This is a genomic window from Acidisoma sibiricum, assembly GCF_057837225.1.
The window spans coordinates 2,058,960-2,073,181 of record NZ_CM174445.1; the positions used below are offsets into that span (position 1 = coordinate 2,058,960).

Annotated in this window: 15 protein-coding genes and 1 tRNA gene; 9 read left to right on the plus strand and 7 right to left on the minus strand. The window is 65.1% G+C overall.

The annotated features are described in order from the left end of the window. Positions 1-45 precede the first annotated feature (45 nt). Together AC3G7M_RS09780 and AC3G7M_RS09785 are read left to right on the plus strand one after the other, a co-directional pair. A complete protein-coding gene (locus AC3G7M_RS09780) occupies positions 46-369 on the plus strand; it encodes a hypothetical protein (RefSeq protein WP_489211600.1) in 324 nt (107 codons plus the stop codon). A gap of 269 nt (positions 370-638) precedes the next feature. Continuing rightward, a complete protein-coding gene (locus AC3G7M_RS09785; RefSeq protein WP_489211601.1) occupies positions 639-1,220 on the plus strand; it encodes a fasciclin domain-containing protein in 582 nt (193 codons plus the stop codon). A gap of 266 nt (positions 1,221-1,486) precedes the next feature. Here the strand turns inward: AC3G7M_RS09785 and AC3G7M_RS09790 are convergent. From AC3G7M_RS09790 to htpG, 4 genes are all read right to left on the minus strand, one after another. Further along, a tRNA-Lys gene (locus AC3G7M_RS09790) sits at positions 1,487-1,562 on the minus strand. Positions 1,563-1,726: 164 nt separating this feature from the next. Further along, the gene (locus AC3G7M_RS09795) at positions 1,727-2,104 is read right to left on the minus strand and encodes a MarR family transcriptional regulator (protein ID WP_489211602.1); all 378 of its coding nucleotides are present in this window, start codon (positions 2,102-2,104) and stop codon (positions 1,727-1,729) included. Positions 2,105-2,291: 187 nt separating this feature from the next. Further along, entirely contained in the window at positions 2,292-3,707 is a 1,416-nt protein-coding gene (locus tag AC3G7M_RS09800) for a leucyl aminopeptidase family protein (protein WP_489211603.1), read from the minus strand. Beyond that, positions 3,707-5,629: a molecular chaperone HtpG gene (gene htpG / locus AC3G7M_RS09805; protein ID WP_489216021.1), complete on the minus strand. Its 1,923-nt coding sequence runs from the start codon at positions 5,627-5,629 to the stop codon at positions 3,707-3,709. Before htpG ends, AC3G7M_RS09800 begins: the two co-directional genes overlap by 1 nt. A 172-nt stretch (positions 5,630-5,801) precedes the next feature. Between htpG and AC3G7M_RS09810 the strand changes: the two genes are divergently transcribed. The 6 genes from AC3G7M_RS09810 to AC3G7M_RS09835 all read left to right on the plus strand — a co-directional run bounded on the left by AC3G7M_RS09810 (position 5,802) and on the right by AC3G7M_RS09835 (position 11,206). Continuing rightward, entirely contained in the window at positions 5,802-8,339 is a 2,538-nt protein-coding gene (locus AC3G7M_RS09810) for a helicase-related protein (protein WP_489211604.1), read from the plus strand. After that, the gene (locus AC3G7M_RS09815; protein ID WP_489211605.1) at positions 8,336-8,794 is read left to right on the plus strand and encodes an RNA-binding S4 domain-containing protein; all 459 of its coding nucleotides are present in this window, start codon (positions 8,336-8,338) and stop codon (positions 8,792-8,794) included. The genes AC3G7M_RS09810 and AC3G7M_RS09815 overlap by 4 nt, the downstream gene beginning before the upstream one ends. A 28-nt stretch (positions 8,795-8,822) precedes the next feature. Beyond that, the gene (gene fdxA / locus AC3G7M_RS09820) at positions 8,823-9,155 is read left to right on the plus strand and encodes a ferredoxin FdxA (RefSeq protein ID WP_489211607.1); all 333 of its coding nucleotides are present in this window, start codon (positions 8,823-8,825) and stop codon (positions 9,153-9,155) included. After that, entirely contained in the window at positions 9,155-9,619 is a 465-nt protein-coding gene (locus tag AC3G7M_RS09825) for a RidA family protein (RefSeq protein ID WP_489211608.1), read from the plus strand. Before fdxA ends, AC3G7M_RS09825 begins: the two co-directional genes overlap by 1 nt. Positions 9,620-9,762: 143 nt before the next feature. Beyond that, positions 9,763-9,999, plus strand: a complete 237-nt coding sequence (locus tag AC3G7M_RS09830) for a hypothetical protein (protein WP_489211610.1) — start codon at positions 9,763-9,765, stop codon at positions 9,997-9,999. 55 nt (positions 10,000-10,054) lie between these two features. After that, a complete protein-coding gene (locus AC3G7M_RS09835; RefSeq protein WP_489211611.1) occupies positions 10,055-11,206 on the plus strand; it encodes a GNAT family N-acetyltransferase in 1,152 nt (383 codons plus the stop codon). Between the two features lie 270 nt (positions 11,207-11,476). On the opposite strand, the gene AC3G7M_RS09840 is transcribed toward AC3G7M_RS09835, so the two are convergent. After that, entirely contained in the window at positions 11,477-11,887 is a 411-nt protein-coding gene (locus tag AC3G7M_RS09840) for a VOC family protein (RefSeq protein WP_489211612.1), read from the minus strand. A gap of 235 nt (positions 11,888-12,122) precedes the next feature. Here AC3G7M_RS09840 and AC3G7M_RS09845 point away from each other — a divergent pair, with 235 nt between their 5' ends. Further along, positions 12,123-12,662 carry a GNAT family N-acetyltransferase gene (locus AC3G7M_RS09845; protein ID WP_489211613.1) on the plus strand — a complete coding sequence of 180 codons (540 nt, stop codon included), beginning with the start codon at positions 12,123-12,125 and terminating at the stop codon, positions 12,660-12,662. Here AC3G7M_RS09845 and AC3G7M_RS09850 read toward each other — a convergent pair. Both AC3G7M_RS09850 and AC3G7M_RS09855 read right to left on the minus strand, forming a co-directional pair. Further along, positions 12,648-13,856 (minus strand): pyridoxal phosphate-dependent aminotransferase, encoded by a 1,209-nt coding sequence (locus tag AC3G7M_RS09850; RefSeq protein ID WP_489211614.1) that lies wholly within the window; start codon positions 13,854-13,856, stop codon positions 12,648-12,650. The genes AC3G7M_RS09845 and AC3G7M_RS09850 overlap by 15 nt on opposite strands. A 33-nt stretch (positions 13,857-13,889) precedes the next feature. Next, on the minus strand, positions 13,890-14,144 hold the full coding sequence (locus AC3G7M_RS09855) for a hypothetical protein (protein ID WP_489211615.1): 255 nt from the start codon (positions 14,142-14,144) through the stop codon (positions 13,890-13,892). Positions 14,145-14,222: the final 78 nt, after the last annotated feature.

The window sequence follows — 14,222 nt, forward strand, 5'->3', positions numbered from 1 at the left end:
GCGCCTAAGTTTTTCGGATTGAGCGGGCTTGGGAAGGGGTGGCGGATGATCAAAGCGGTGATGACGATGGCGTGTGCGGCGGGCGCCCTTGTTCTGGGTGCCGGCGTCGCGGCCGTCCCCCCGGCCTTGGCCCAAAGCACGGGCGCCAATCCGGCGGCGACCGTGAACGGCACGGTTCCCTCGTCTGAGGGCAATGTCTGGAACGGGCAGGATCATCAGCCGACCCCGGCCGATGTGGCGCCCACGACGATGCAGCAGCAGGACAAGATCAATCACAAGCTGCAGAAGCTGGATCAGCAGCTGATGAACGCGCCCCTGCCTAAAGTGCCCAGCGGTGCGCCCCCGGTTGCCGGCAACACCAATCCGTAAGTCCGGTTTCGGACAGGATCACCTATCCAACATCCGTCATGCCCGCTCCCGGGCACGCGCAATCGCGTCATCAACCCTCGTTAACGCGGGGAACCTCGTCCCGGATGCACCGCCCTCACGAAATTTCTCTATTCTTTTCAACACGTTAAAGTGACGCGCCGCAAAGGCGCCTTTTCGCCGTCATCGGCGTCTCTCTGCGCATCTGCCCCTCCGCTTTCGCACGATCATGGGAGCGGTCAGCGAGATCGCTTCATGCGGAGGAAATGTTGATGTCCCAGTCTCTGAAAATTACGTCTCTGAAAGTGGCCGTCGTCGCGGCAGCGCTGAGCGTTCTGCCCCTGTCCATGGCTCTGGCGCAGTCCAGCACCGTCATGGTCGGCGGCATGGCCATGTATCCGAGCAAGACCATCGTGCAGAACGCGGTGAACTCGTCCGACCACACCACGCTCGTCGCCGCCGTAAAGGCCGCGGGCCTGGTCGGTGCGCTGAGCGGCCCCGGACCCTTCACCGTCTTCGCGCCGACCAACGAAGCTTTCGCAGCTCTCCCCGCCGGTACGGTCGAGACCCTGGTGAAGCCTGAGAACAAGGCGACGCTGACCAAGATCCTGACCTATCACGTCGTGCCCGGCGACTATAACACCACCAAGCTGCGCGCTCTGATCCTGGCCGGCGGCGGCAAGGCCGAGCTGAAGACGCTTGAAGGCGACTCGCTCACCTTCGCCATGAATGGATCAAGCAACATCACGGTCGCGGACGGCAAGGGTGACACGGCCGATATCACCATCGCCGACGTGACGCAGTCGAATGGCGTCATCCAGGTCATCGATAAAGTGTTGATGCCCGCAAGCTAAAACCTGTGGGTGGGCGCGCACTCCCGTCCCAACCATGGTCATGCCCGGCTTCATGCCGGGCATCTACCCGCTCGGGTGCCGCCGGGATATGTGGGTTGCCGCACTGGGTTGATCCGCGCATCACGTGCGCGGATCACGGTACCAAGCGCCCGCACTGATCACCACTTTGTCACATCAATGGGATGAGCCGCTACACGGTTCCGTGCGCCTGGGTGATCAGGGATGCTGATCGCCCGGTCGGCTCGTCGTCGCGGTAATCGGAGGAATGGTGGGCGCAGTAGGATTCGAACCTACGACCCGCTGATTAAGAGTCAGCTGCTCTACCAACTGAGCTATGCGCCCTCCGTGGGACCGGCGTATACCGACCCCGGATCGCTCTGTGAAGCCCCCGATGACAGATTTTAGACGCGAAAAGAGCCCAGCAGAGGAGATCTGCACCCAGCGCTTCCCGCAAGGGAAGGCATGCGCGCTGACCGTCGCTCCGCCGCCATTTCAGCCGTCAATCATCAGCCAGCCGCGCGGCGGCTGCCCACTTCGGTCAGCTTGCCGGCACCGGCTTCGCCCATGATGGAGCGCAGTTCGCGCAGGAAGGCAGAGCCCTTCAGGGTACGCTGCACCAGCACGCTGCGGCGGTCGGCGGGGTCCACCTTGCGGCGCACCAGCTCGAATTCCGACAGGCGGTCGAGGGCACGGGTGATGGCAGGCTTCGAGACTTCCAGATCTGCGGCCAGGCCGCGCACGGTATGCGCCTTTTCCGTCAGATAGCAGGTAAGGAAGACGCCAAGCTGGCGGGCTGACAGATCGGGACCATCCCGGCGGACGAGGGCAACGATGGTGTCGCGTAGAACGCCCACGAGTTGGTCTGTAGCAGCGGCGGTCGCCATAGGGTTGTCTCCTTCGGGTTAGGACTTACAGCATAGACAGAGACGAAACGGTTAATTTATATCGAGATCGAACCGTATCGGAAAAAGCCTTCACAAGCGCTGTAACTGATCAGACCATGCAGTTCATTACTGGGTCGTCGCGCTGAAATATACGCTAAAAATGGTAACGAAGCGTCACTATGGCCTTTTAGGACTGTTGTAACGAAAATTTGTACCGGTTTAGCAATGCTCGAAACAGGCAGCGCGACGTTTGTACTTCACCGCCTTCGGGAAACACGAGTCTGCCACGATCGTTCCAGGCATACAGATCCAAGTGAATCCAATTTTGGGGTGACGTAACAAACCGTTGCAGAAACAGCGCTGCAGTGATGGCTCCAGCAAAGCCATTACTTGAGACATTACTCACATTGGCGACGGTACTGTCCAGCCAGGCATCGTATCCGGGCCAAAGCGGCAGGGGCCAAACCGGATCGTGAACCGCTTTGCCCGATTCGATGACGGTGTTCGACCATTCGTCATTGTTCGCGAACAGGGCCGGCAAATCAGGGCCCAATGCGGTGCGGGCGGCGCCCGTCAGCGTCGCCGCGTCGATCAGAATATCAGGTGATTCAGATCCCGCCTCATCCAAAAGATCGCACAGCACCAGGCGGCCTTCGGCATCGGTATTGCCGATCTCCACGGTCTTGCCGCTGCGCGTGCGGATGACGTCCAGCGGCCGCATCGCCTCGCCTGAGACGCTGTTCTCGACACAGCCCACCCGCAGCACCAGCCGCAGCGGCAGATCCGCCGCCATGATCTGGGCGGCCAGCGCCATCATCGCGGCGGCACCGCCCATATCCTTCTTCATCCGTAACATGCCGGCAGATGGTTTGAGATCGTAACCACCCGAATCGAAGCACACGCCTTTGCCGCAGAGCGAGACCAGTGGCGACGTGTCATCGGCCTTGCTGCCGCGCCAGCGCAGGATCGCGACATGCGGTCCGCGCATCGAGCCCCGGCCCACTGCTGCAATGGTCGGATAATTCTCCTCCAGCCGCTCGCCCGCGATGACATCGCAAGATGCGCCGAATCGGTCCGACAACGAAACCGTCGCCTGGGCAAGTTCTGCCGGTCCCAGAAGATTGGCGGGCCGGTTGATCAGATCGCGGCCCATCCAGATCGCCCAGGCCTGATGCTGCGCGTCCTCCGTGCCCGTCATGCGGGCCAGCCGCGCGGGTTTCCGCGCCGCTTGCTTCAATTCGGTGAAGCGGTAAGCGCCCAGGCAGAAGCCCAGTACCGCCTGTGCCGGGTCGATGTCAGGAGAGACGAAATGCCACAAGGTCTCGGGCGGCAGGCCATAGGGCAGGGCGCCGAAGGGCGCGTGGCTGGAGTCCTGGCCCAGGCCCAGAATTGCGTCCATGCGTCCGTCCACACCGGCGGGCAGGATCGCAACGGTGCCGCGCTTGGCCGTGAAGTTGGTAAAAAGGGCGTAGTCCCTTTGCGCCGGCGTCAGCGCGGCCAGGCAGGCGTCCAAGCTTTCCGGCGTCGCCGCATGAAGGCGGTGGATGGCCTGGCCGCTGTCGGCAGCGGCCAGGGGATCGAACAGACAGTCCAGCTCCCGCATCAATGCGTGGTCCGGCCGGCCGTGATCGCAGCGACCACGCGGCGGATGAAGGCCGCGGGTTCGACAGGGCCTTCGCCTTCCTGCACGCGGGCAAGGTCCAGCAGCAGACGCGCCTCTTCTTCCACCTGTTCACCCTCTGCCGCCCGTGCCGCCAAAGCCTCGATCCACGGATGGCGCGGATTGATCGCCAGAAGCGGTTTGCCGCCCCAGGCCGGACGACCTGCGCGGCGAAGCAGTTTCTGCATGTGCAGATCCGCCCCGTCTGCGCCCGAGACCAGCATGACCGGACTTTCCGTGAGATGTGCCGCAGGTTGCACTTCTGCAATCTCGTCGGATAGCGCAGCCTTGATGGCGTCGATCAGCGGCTGCAGCGTCTCCGGCACGGCCTCGGCATCACCCAGATCGGCCAGCGCCTGGCGCGCGTTTTTCAGCGGCTTGTCTTCAAACGTGCCCATGCGTTCGGGCCAGAAAGCGTCGATCGCGTCCGTCAGCAGCAGCACCTCGAAGCCCCGCGCGCGATAGCCCTCCAGCACCGGGGCATGGCGTAGCTGGTCGATATTGTCCCCGGCCAGAAGATAGATCGCGGTCTGGTCGGGCTTCATGCGGGCGACGTAATCGGCGAGCGAGGTCCAGCCGTCTTCATGCGTCGTGCGGAAGCGCAGCAGCGGCGCGATATCGGCGCGCGCGCCGGCATCCTCCCACAGGCCTTCCTTCAGGATGGTGCCGAAATTCTCCCAGAACTGCAGATAGCCGTCGCGCAGCGGCTCGGCGGCCGGCGCGTCTTCGTCATCGGCGGCCATGGGGCCGGTCTCGGCCTTGGCTTCCTCTTTCGCGCGGGTCTTGAGTTCGGTCAGCACGCGGTTCTGCACAGCCTTGCGGATGCGCGCCATCACCGGCGTCGTCTGCAGCATTTCGCGTGACACGTTCAGCGGCAGGTCCTCGGTATCGACCACGCCTTGCACGAAGCGCAGCCAGGGCGGCAGCAGATCGGCCTCGTCGGTGATGAACATGCGCCGCACATGCAGCCGCACCTTGGAGCGCCGCTCGCCTTCCACAGGGTCGAACGGCGGCTGCTCGGGCACGAAGAGCAGCGCGGAATATTCCAGCGCGCCCTCGGCTCTCCAGTGCAGCGTCGCCCAGGGCTTGTCGAAGAAATGGCCCAGATGGCGATAGAAATCCTCGTATTCGGCGGGCGTCACCTCGGCCTTCGGCTTCCGCCACAGCGCCGTGCCCTCGTTGGCGGGTTCGGCCTTGCCGTCGCGCACCAGCTTGATCGGCACCGCAATATGGTCCGCCCATTTGCGGATGATGCTCTGCAGCCGGAACGGATCGAGAAACTCATCCGCATCCGACTTGATATGCAGGATGATGTCGGTGCCTGCGGTCTCGCGGGCCGCGGGTGACACGTCAAAGCTCCCGCGCCCGTCAGACCGCCAGCTCCAGGCCTCGTCCTGGCCCGCGCGGCGGGAGATGACCTCAACCCGGTCGGCGACCATGAAGGCGGAATAGAAGCCGACGCCGAATTGGCCGATCAGGGTCGGCCGCTCTTCGGGCTTGGCATGCTGGATGGTCTCGCCGAAGGCGCGCGTCCCGGATCGCGCGATCGTGCCCAGATTGGCGATCAGCTCCTCGCGCGTCATGCCCAGCCCATCATCGCTGATGGTGATCAGGCGGGCCTCCTTGTCGGGGGTGATGACGACCGCAGCCTCGGCCGGCAGAGCCAAAGCCGCGTCAGTCAGGCCAAGGAAGCGCCGCCGGTCCACGGCGTCGGCGGCATTGGCCACCAATTCGCGCAGGAATATCTCGCGCTCGGAATAAAGGGCGTTGACCACAAGGTCGAGCAGCCGTCCGACTTCGGCGCTGAACTCTTTGGTTTCCGTACTGTCATGTGTGCCGCTGGCGGCAGAATGATCCTGTTCCATATCGGTCTTCCCGTCGATCACGATGGTCCGGCGCCCCCAAATGGGCGGCAAGCCGTTGCGGCCTCGTATGTGTCGCGACGCCGCGCAATTGCAATGCCAGGGAAAAGGCCACGCCCCGGCCAAATGTGCAATGCCTCTTGCAATTGTTCGACCGACCGCTGACATTTCCTGCATGCAGGGATTCGCCCCGCGCGTGAAGGCGGTCTTAGGACCCACCAACACGGGCAAGACGCATCTGGCCTTGGAACGGATGCTGGCGCATGCGTCAGGGATCATCGGTTTCCCGTTGCGACTCCTCGCCAGAGAAAATTATGATCGTATGGTGGCCCAAAAAGGCGCGCGCCTGGTCGGTTTGATCACCGGAGAAGAGAAAATTATTCCACCCGAGGCGCGCTGGTTCGCCTGCACGGTGGAAGCCATGCCGCTGGACCGGCATGTCGAGTTTGTCGCCGTCGATGAAATCCAGCTCTGCGCCGACCCCGATCGCGGCCATATCTTTACCGACAGGCTCCTGCGCGCCCGCGGCATGGTGGAGACCATGTTCATGGGCGCCGAGACCATCCGCCCGCTGATCGAACGCCTGGTCCCGGAAGCGATGATCGAGACGCGGCCGCGCCTCTCCAGCCTCCACCATGCCGGGCCCGCGAAGCTGATCCGCCTGCCGCCGCGGTCGGCGGTCGTCGCCTTCTCGGCGGCCGAAGTTTATGCCATCGCCGAGATGATCCGCCGCCGCCGTGGCGGCTGCGCGGTCGTCATGGGCCGTCTTTCGCCCCGCACCCGCAATGCCCAGGTCGCCCTCTATCAGGAAAAGGAGGTCGATTTCCTGGTCGCGACGGATGCCATCGGCATGGGCCTGAACATGGATGTCGATCACGTCGGCTTCGCCGGCATCTCCAAATTCGACGGCCACAAGCTGCGCCGGCTGACCGCCCCCGAAGCCGCCCAGATCGCCGGCCGCGCCGGGCGGGGCATGCGTGACGGCACCTTCGGCAGCACGGGCGATTGTCCGCCGCTGCCGGACGAGATGGTCCGCGCCGTCGAGAACCATGATTTCGAGGCGATCAGCCAGATCTGCTGGCGCAACAGCGAACTCGACTTCACCTCCATCGACGCGCTCCTCGGCAGCCTCCAGGCCTCGCCGCCACGCCGCGGCTTGGTGCGCGGCAATGACGCGTCCGATCTCGAAACCCTCATCACGCTGTCGCGTGACATGGAGGTCCGCAACCGCACCACCGGCCGCCGCCGCGTCCGCCAGCTCTGGGATGCCTGCCAGATACCCGACTTCCGCAAGATCGCCGATGACAGCCACGCCGCCCTCTGCGCTCGCGTTTTCCGCCACGTCGTCGAACACGGCCATCTGCCGATTGACTGGATCGCCGGCCAGATCGACCGGCTCGCCAAGATCGAGGGCGATATCGACACACTGATGCAGCGCCTCTCCGGCGTGCGCGTCTGGTCCTATATCGTGGCGCGGGATGACTGGGTGCGCGACGCGCCGCATTGGCAGGGCCGGGCGCGGGCGGTGGAGGACATGATCTCCGACAGCCTGCATGAGAAGCTCATGCAGCGCTTCGTTGACCGCCGCGCGGCATTGCTCATGCGCCGGCTGGAGGAGAAGGAAGGCCAGGATCTGCTCTCGGCCGTCACCGGCCGGGGCGAGGTCGTCGTCGAAGGCCATTCCGTCGGCCATCTCGCCGCCTTTTCCTTCCTGCCGGACCCCGCTGCCGTCGGCGACGAAAAGCGCATGGTCATGCGCGCCGCCCGGCGTGCTTTGGGCGAGGAAATGCCGCGCCGCGTCGGCAGGTTTGAGGCTGCCCCGGATAGTGAGATCACCCGCACGGGCCAGCACCGCCTGCTGTGGCAGGATCAGCCGGTCGCCAAACTCCGCCCAGGCCATTCCGTGCTGCGCCCGCAGGTTGAGGTGATCGCGAGCGACTATCTGGACGGCCCCTTGCGGGAGCGTGTGCGCCGCCGCTGCCAGGCTTTCGTCGATGCCGAAATCGCGACCGGCTTCGCGCCGCTGCTGGCGGCGCTGGAGGCCGCCCGCACCCTGCCCGAGGGCCGCGGCCTGCTGCACCGGCTGGGGGAGGGGATGGGCATCGCGCGGGCCGAGCCCGAGGATCGCCCCTTGGCCAAAGTCCGGCTGGAAGGTGGCGGCATGGCCTGGTTTCTGCCGGCGCTGCTCAAGCCGCAAGCCATGGCGCTCCGGGCGGCCCTGCTCGCTCTGTCGTTCGGTGTGCCGCTGCCGCGCCTGCCCAATCCCAGCCTGACCGCGATCCCGGCAGACCAGGCCTGGCCGCGGGGTTTCGCTGAGGCGCTGGGCTGGGTCGAGGCGGGGCCGATGCTGCTGCGCCTGGATGTGGCCGAGAAGCTTGCACAGGAACTTCGCCGCGGCGCGCGGGCGCTCGGCGGCCGCATGCTGCTGCCGCGCGGTCTCGCCTCGCGCCTCTCGGTCAAGGCCGACGCCCTGCCCGTGGTGCTGCGCAGCCTTGGCTTCCGGCTGATCCCAAGCCCGGGTCTGACGGCCGGGGAATACGGGCCGCCGGTGCCCCCCATGCTGACGCCGCTTAGTCCGGGCCGCGCCCGCGCGCGCGCCGAGGCTGAGCCGCGCGTGGCCGTACCCCGGCCCGACAGTCCCTTTGCCTCGCTGGCGCAGTTCCGCATGGAAAAGGCCAAACTGGGTGGGGCAAAGATCGGCGGCCGGCGATGAACGGCAAGGGACCTAAAGGCAAGCCCGAGGTCGAGGGCGTCGCCTTCCAGCGCCTGGACATGTGGCTGTGGTGCGCGCGGGTCGCCAAGGCCCGGTCCGACTGCGTCAGGCTGGTGGAGGAGGGAGCGCTGCGGCTCAACCGGCAGCCCACGGTCAAACCCCATGCCAAGCTGCGGGTTGGTGACGTGCTGACAATGGCCTTGCGCGGAGAGGTGCGGGTCTGGCGCGTGGCTGCCCTGGCCACGCGCCGCGGCCCGGCCCCCGAAGCGCGCGGACTTTATGAGGAAGTGCCGGAAAATGCCGTGCCAGAGGCCGATGATGAAACGCTCGGGCCTTGCGCGAAAGACCGACGGGCGGCATACGAAGGCCCCGATGAAGCGCCGGACTCCGGCAATCGCCAGGCTGGGTTCCAGACGCCTCTCCGCCGGATCGAGCGGGACGGGCCTGAGAGCTGACGCCTAGGACTATCACCAGGAGCTTTGAATGACCTACGTGGTCACCGAAAACTGCATTCGCTGCAAATACATGGACTGCGTCGAAGTCTGTCCCGTCGATTGCTTCTATGTCGGCGAGAACATGCTGGTGATTAACCCGGACGAATGCATCGATTGCGGCGTCTGCGAGCCGGAATGCCCGGCCGAGGCGATCCTGCCCGATAGCGATGATCGCGCGACTCCCTGGGCTGAACGCAACCGCACCTTCTCCACCCAGTGGCCCAATATCAGCCGCAAGGGCACCGCCCCGGCTGACGCCGATGAGTGGAAGGACAAGCCGGGCAAGGAAGCCCTGTTCTCGCCCGAGCCGGGGACGCCGTAATGACCCGCATCGACGAACGTCTGGCCGCTCTCGGCATCGTGCTGCCGACACCGGCGGCGCCGGTCGCCAATTACCTGCCCTATACGGTCCATAACGGCCTCGTCACCGTCTCCGGCCAGTTGCCGCTGCAGGACGGCAAGCTCTTCGCGGTCGGCAAGCTCGGTGCCGAGATCGACGTCGATACCGGTCGCTTCGCCGCCCGCCTCAGCTTCATCAATCTGCTGGCGCAGCTGCGCGCCGCCTGCGACGGCAATCTGGACCGCGTCACCGGCGTGCTGCGGCTTGGCGGCTTCATCGCCTCGGCGCCGGATTTCACGGCCCAGGCCGCGGTCATGAATGGCGCGTCCGATCTAGCCGTGGAGGTCTTCGGCGATCTTGGCCGCCATGCCCGCTCCACCATCGGCGTCGCCGTGCTGCCGATGGGCGCGGCGGTGGAGGTCGAAGGGCTTTTCGCTATCGCCTGATCTGGCCTGATGCGAGAGGCTGCACAATCGTCATGCTCGCGAAAGCGGGCATCTAGCAGGGCGGCGGCGGAGCAATCCGGCGCCGCCTTTTTCTTTAATGAACCCGCGGCCCGTCTCAGGCATAATGGTGAGCGGAGGCCATCATGCCAGACGCGCCCAACAATCTTGTTCTTGAAATGCTGCGTGCGATCCGTGGAGACATCTCCGACCTACGCGAAGTGGTCGTAGACCAAGGGCGCCGTCTAACGCTGCTTGAAATTGCGGTCAGTAACCTGGCAGCCAGCGAAATGGGTCATTACGCCAACTTTTCCCTGCGTGCTGACCGGATCGAGATGCGGCTTGAACGGATTGAGACGCGCCTCGGCTTGATCGAGGCGTGATCCGGCGGCTGGCTCAGGCATCGCATTTCATGCTGCCCTGCGGTAAACTGCGTCCATGCCGGACGGTGCCAGCCTCTCCCTCAGTCTCCATAGTTCCATCCATGAGATCGACGCGAAGGACTGGAACCTCTGCGCCGGTTCAGGGAATCCGTTTGTCAGCCATGAGTTCCTGAGCGCGGTCGAAGACAGCGGCTCAGCCGGCAGCCGCACCGGCTGGCTGCCGCAGCATGCCGTGCTGCGGGATGAGGCGAATATCATCCAAGGCATCGTGCCGCTCTACGCCAAATCCCATTCCTACGGCGAATATGTCTTCGATCACGGCTGGGCCAATGCCCTGGAGCGGGCAGGCGGCAGCTATTATCCGAAGCTGCAGGCGGCGGTGCCCTTCAGCCCCGTACCGGGGCCGCGCCTGCTGCGCCGGCCAGGCTGCCCGGTGCCCGTGGCGGCGCTCGGGCAGGCGCTGGTGCAGGCCTGCGAGGAACTGGACCTCTCCTCCGTCCATGTCACCTTCTGCGAGCAGGACGAATGGCATCAGCTGGCCCAGGTTGGCTGGCTGCAGCGCATCGGCACGCAGTTCCATTGGTCCAATGCCGGCTACGGCAGTTTCGATGACTTCCTCGGCGCCATGTCGTCCCGCAAGCGCAAGTCGATCCGGCGGGAGCGGCGGGATGCGCAGGCCGCCGGTCTTACCTTCCGCACGCTGCGCGGGTCCGAGATCACGCGGGCGCATTGGGACGCCTTCTTCGCCTTCTACCAGTCGACGGTCGACCGCAAATGGGGCAGCGCCTATCTGACGCGCCGGTTCTTTCCCATGCTGTCCGAGCGCCTGGGCGACCGCGTCGTGCTGATGATGGCCTTCAACGGGGACAAGCCGGTCGCCGCCGCGCTCAATCTGATGGGCGCGGATGCGCTTTATGGCCGCAATTGGGGCTGCAACGGCGATTGGCCGTTCCTGCATTTTGAACTTTGCTACTATCAGGCGATCGATTTCGCGATCGCCGAAGGTCTGGCGCGGGTCGAGGCCGGGGCGCAGGGTGAGCACAAGATCCAGCGCGGCTATCTGCCGGTGCCGACCTTCTCGGCCCATTGGATCGCCCATCCCGGCCTGCGCCGCGCGGTCGCGTCCTTCCTGGACGAAGAACGCCCCTCCATGCTGCAGCATATGGAGGAGCTGTCCGCCCTCTCGCCCTTCAAGGACGAGGGCTGAGCGTTCAGCTGCCCTCGGTAGCGTCCCCAGCCACGTCACCCGCGTGCTCGTCACGCGGGTCTACCCGGTGTGGCGCCTCGCCGCTGTCTGGGCGCCGGACTGTCTTTGGTCGCGACACCCAACACCGTCATACCCGCGAAAGCGGGTATCTTCTGGGGGCAGAGCGCCATTCCCGGTGAGGTGCCCGGCTGCTGTGGTCAGGAAGATGCCTACTTGCGTGGGCATGACGGGATAAACTGTTTCAACCGAAGGCTGACAAACTCTGAACGCTCAGACCGTCGTGTCGGCGTAGATTTCCCAAAGATAATTGTCGGGATCGCTGAAATAGCAGCAGCGCGCCCCCCAGGGGTAATCGGCCGGCGGCCGCTGGAACAGGATGCCCCGCTCGGCGAGGCCCGCATAGAGCGCATCGACATCGGCCGCCGCGGGCAGCTTCACCGAAAGGCAGGCCTTGTGCTCACTCCGGCTGGCGGGGGGAAGGCTCGGTACGCGAGGCTCATCCGGCACATGGCTGGTTTCCCAGACAACCAGGCTGATGCCGCGGCTGTTGAAGGCGGCGAAGCCTTCCGTCCGCCGGGTCACCGTAAAGCCCAGCTTTTCCGTGTAAAAAGCGATGGAGCGGTCAAGGTTCTGGACGAGAAGGCAGATGTCGCTGATCGATTGAAACTGGCTGAAATCCATCTTAGCCTCCGCTGGCGGTTCGGACCGGTATTCCGGCCGCAGTCTTCTTATGGCAGGCGAGTCTGGGTGGCTTTGGCACCGCAGGGGCTTGGTCGGGCATGGAGCCCCTTTCTCTGGCTTTGTCTGGTGCGCATGGCACGGGCCGAGAGGTTGCGAAAATATTGGTCCGCAATCAAGCGACTTCGGCCGGATGGCAGGGGCCTGGTCGCTCCGTCGGTCTAGGAGGAGGAACGACATGCCCGGTGCGTCTCACCTGCCGCTCTTCCAAACGGCGCGGCTTTGCCTCAGTTCGCGGTCGCTAGAGGACACAGCCGCCTGCCTCGCCATGGATGCCGCACCCGGCGTGACCCGCCATGTGGCTGGCCCCTGGGATGATCCGCACGCGCATCGATCCTTTGTGAAACAACGCACAATTGGTCCTTATCCGGCAGGTATGGGCTACTGGACGATCCGCCTGCGCAGCCAACCAAAGGGCTTCGTCGGCTGGATGATGCTCATCCCAGAGGATGCCACGGGTCCCGATATCGAGATTGGCTGGCGGATGAGGCCCGAGTACTGGGGCCAGGGGATCGCGACCGAGGCCGCGCGGCCGATCCTCGACCATGCCTTCGGCACGCTCGGCTGTCCGCGCCTGGTCGCCGGTATCATAGCAGCGAACGCGGGCTCGGTCCGCGTCGCGGAGAAGCTAGGCTTCCGGCCCAGTCCGGGCCTCATGGCAGACCCATACCGCCGCTACGCGCTGACAGCGGCGGATTTCATATCAGCAGCCGGTTAGGGTTTCGCAGAACCCGATGATGCGGCGGCAGGCCTCTTCCAGGGAGGCATCGTCGGTCGCGTAGCTGATGCGCACATGCGGGCTCATGCCGAAGGCGCCACCATGGACCAGCGCCACATGTGCCTCCTCCAGCAGGGCCATGGCGAAGTCGCGGTCGGTCTCGATAAGCCGTCCGCCGGCGGTGGTGCGCCCGATGCAGCCGGCGATGGAGGGGAAGACGTAGAAGGCGCCTTCCGGCACCGCGCAGGTCAGCCCCGGCGCCTGGCGCAGCAGGGCGACCACCATGTCCCGCCTGCGGTGATAGGCGGCCACCATCTCGCCCACCATGGCCTGCGGCGCGTCCAGCACGGCGGCGGCGGCGGCCTGGCCCACGGTCGAGATGCCGGCGGTCGCATGGCTCTGCACCACCGTCATGGCCCGGATCAGCGTGGCGGGACCGGCCGAGAAGCCGATGCGCCAGCCCGTCATGGCATAGGTCTTGGACACGCCGGACATGACCACCGTGCGGTCCCGCAATTGCGGCGCGACCGCCGCAATACTTACTGACCCGGCGCCGTCATAGCGCAGATGTTCGTAGATCTCGTCGGAGAAGATCCAGACATGCGGATGCCGCTCCAGTACGGCGGCAAGCTCCGCCAGTTGGTCGGCCGAATAGGCGGCGCCGGTCGGGTTGTTCGGTGCGTTCAGCACCACCCATTTCGTGCGCGGCGTGATCGCGGCATCCAGATCTTCCGGCCGCAGCCGGAAGCCGTTGTTCTCGGGGCAGGAGACGGGCACCGCCACGCCGCCGAGAAATTGCGCGGTCAAAGCATAGCTTGACCAATAGGGCGCGGGGATGACGACCTCATCACCCTCATCCACGGTCGCGGCGAAAGCATTGAAGATCGCCTGCTTGCCGCCGTTGGAGACCATGATTTCGTTGAGGGCAAAGTCAATCTTCTGGTCGCGCGCAAACTTTCTTTGAATAGCGGCTTTCAGAAGGGGCAGGCCGTCGACGGGCGGATATTTCGTCAGGCCGTCGCGTGCTGCTTGCGCGGCGGCGTCGATTGCGACGGCAGGCGTCGGGAAATCTGGCTCGCCGATGGCGAGCGAAATCACCTCATGGCCGGCGGCCCGCATCTCGCGCGCGCGGGTGGACATTTGTACGGCGGCCGCGGTTTCGGCGCGGCCAAGCCTTTGCGAGAGTCCGGGCATCGGTGATGACTCCATTCAACGCATGCCGCAGGTCTAGGATCGATGAGATGACTGCAGCCAGCCCGCAATCAGGATGAGCAGGGAAAGGACAAGGGAATAGCCGCCGGCCGCCCAGAAACTGATGCCGGCCTGTGGCGCGCCCGGACCGTTCATGCCGCCGGTCATGCCATTGGCAAAACGGTCGCCCCAGTAGATCAGCAGGGTCACGACGGGCCAGGTCAGCACCCCGGCCAGGATATAGAGGGCGGTGCTGCTGCTCCGCGTCCTGGCCCAGATGCTTTGACTCACGGAGAAAGGTTCCTTGATGGCGCTGATGGTCCCCAAGTCGCTTCGGGGCTCAAAAAAGGCCGCCTGCGCAAGACAGGC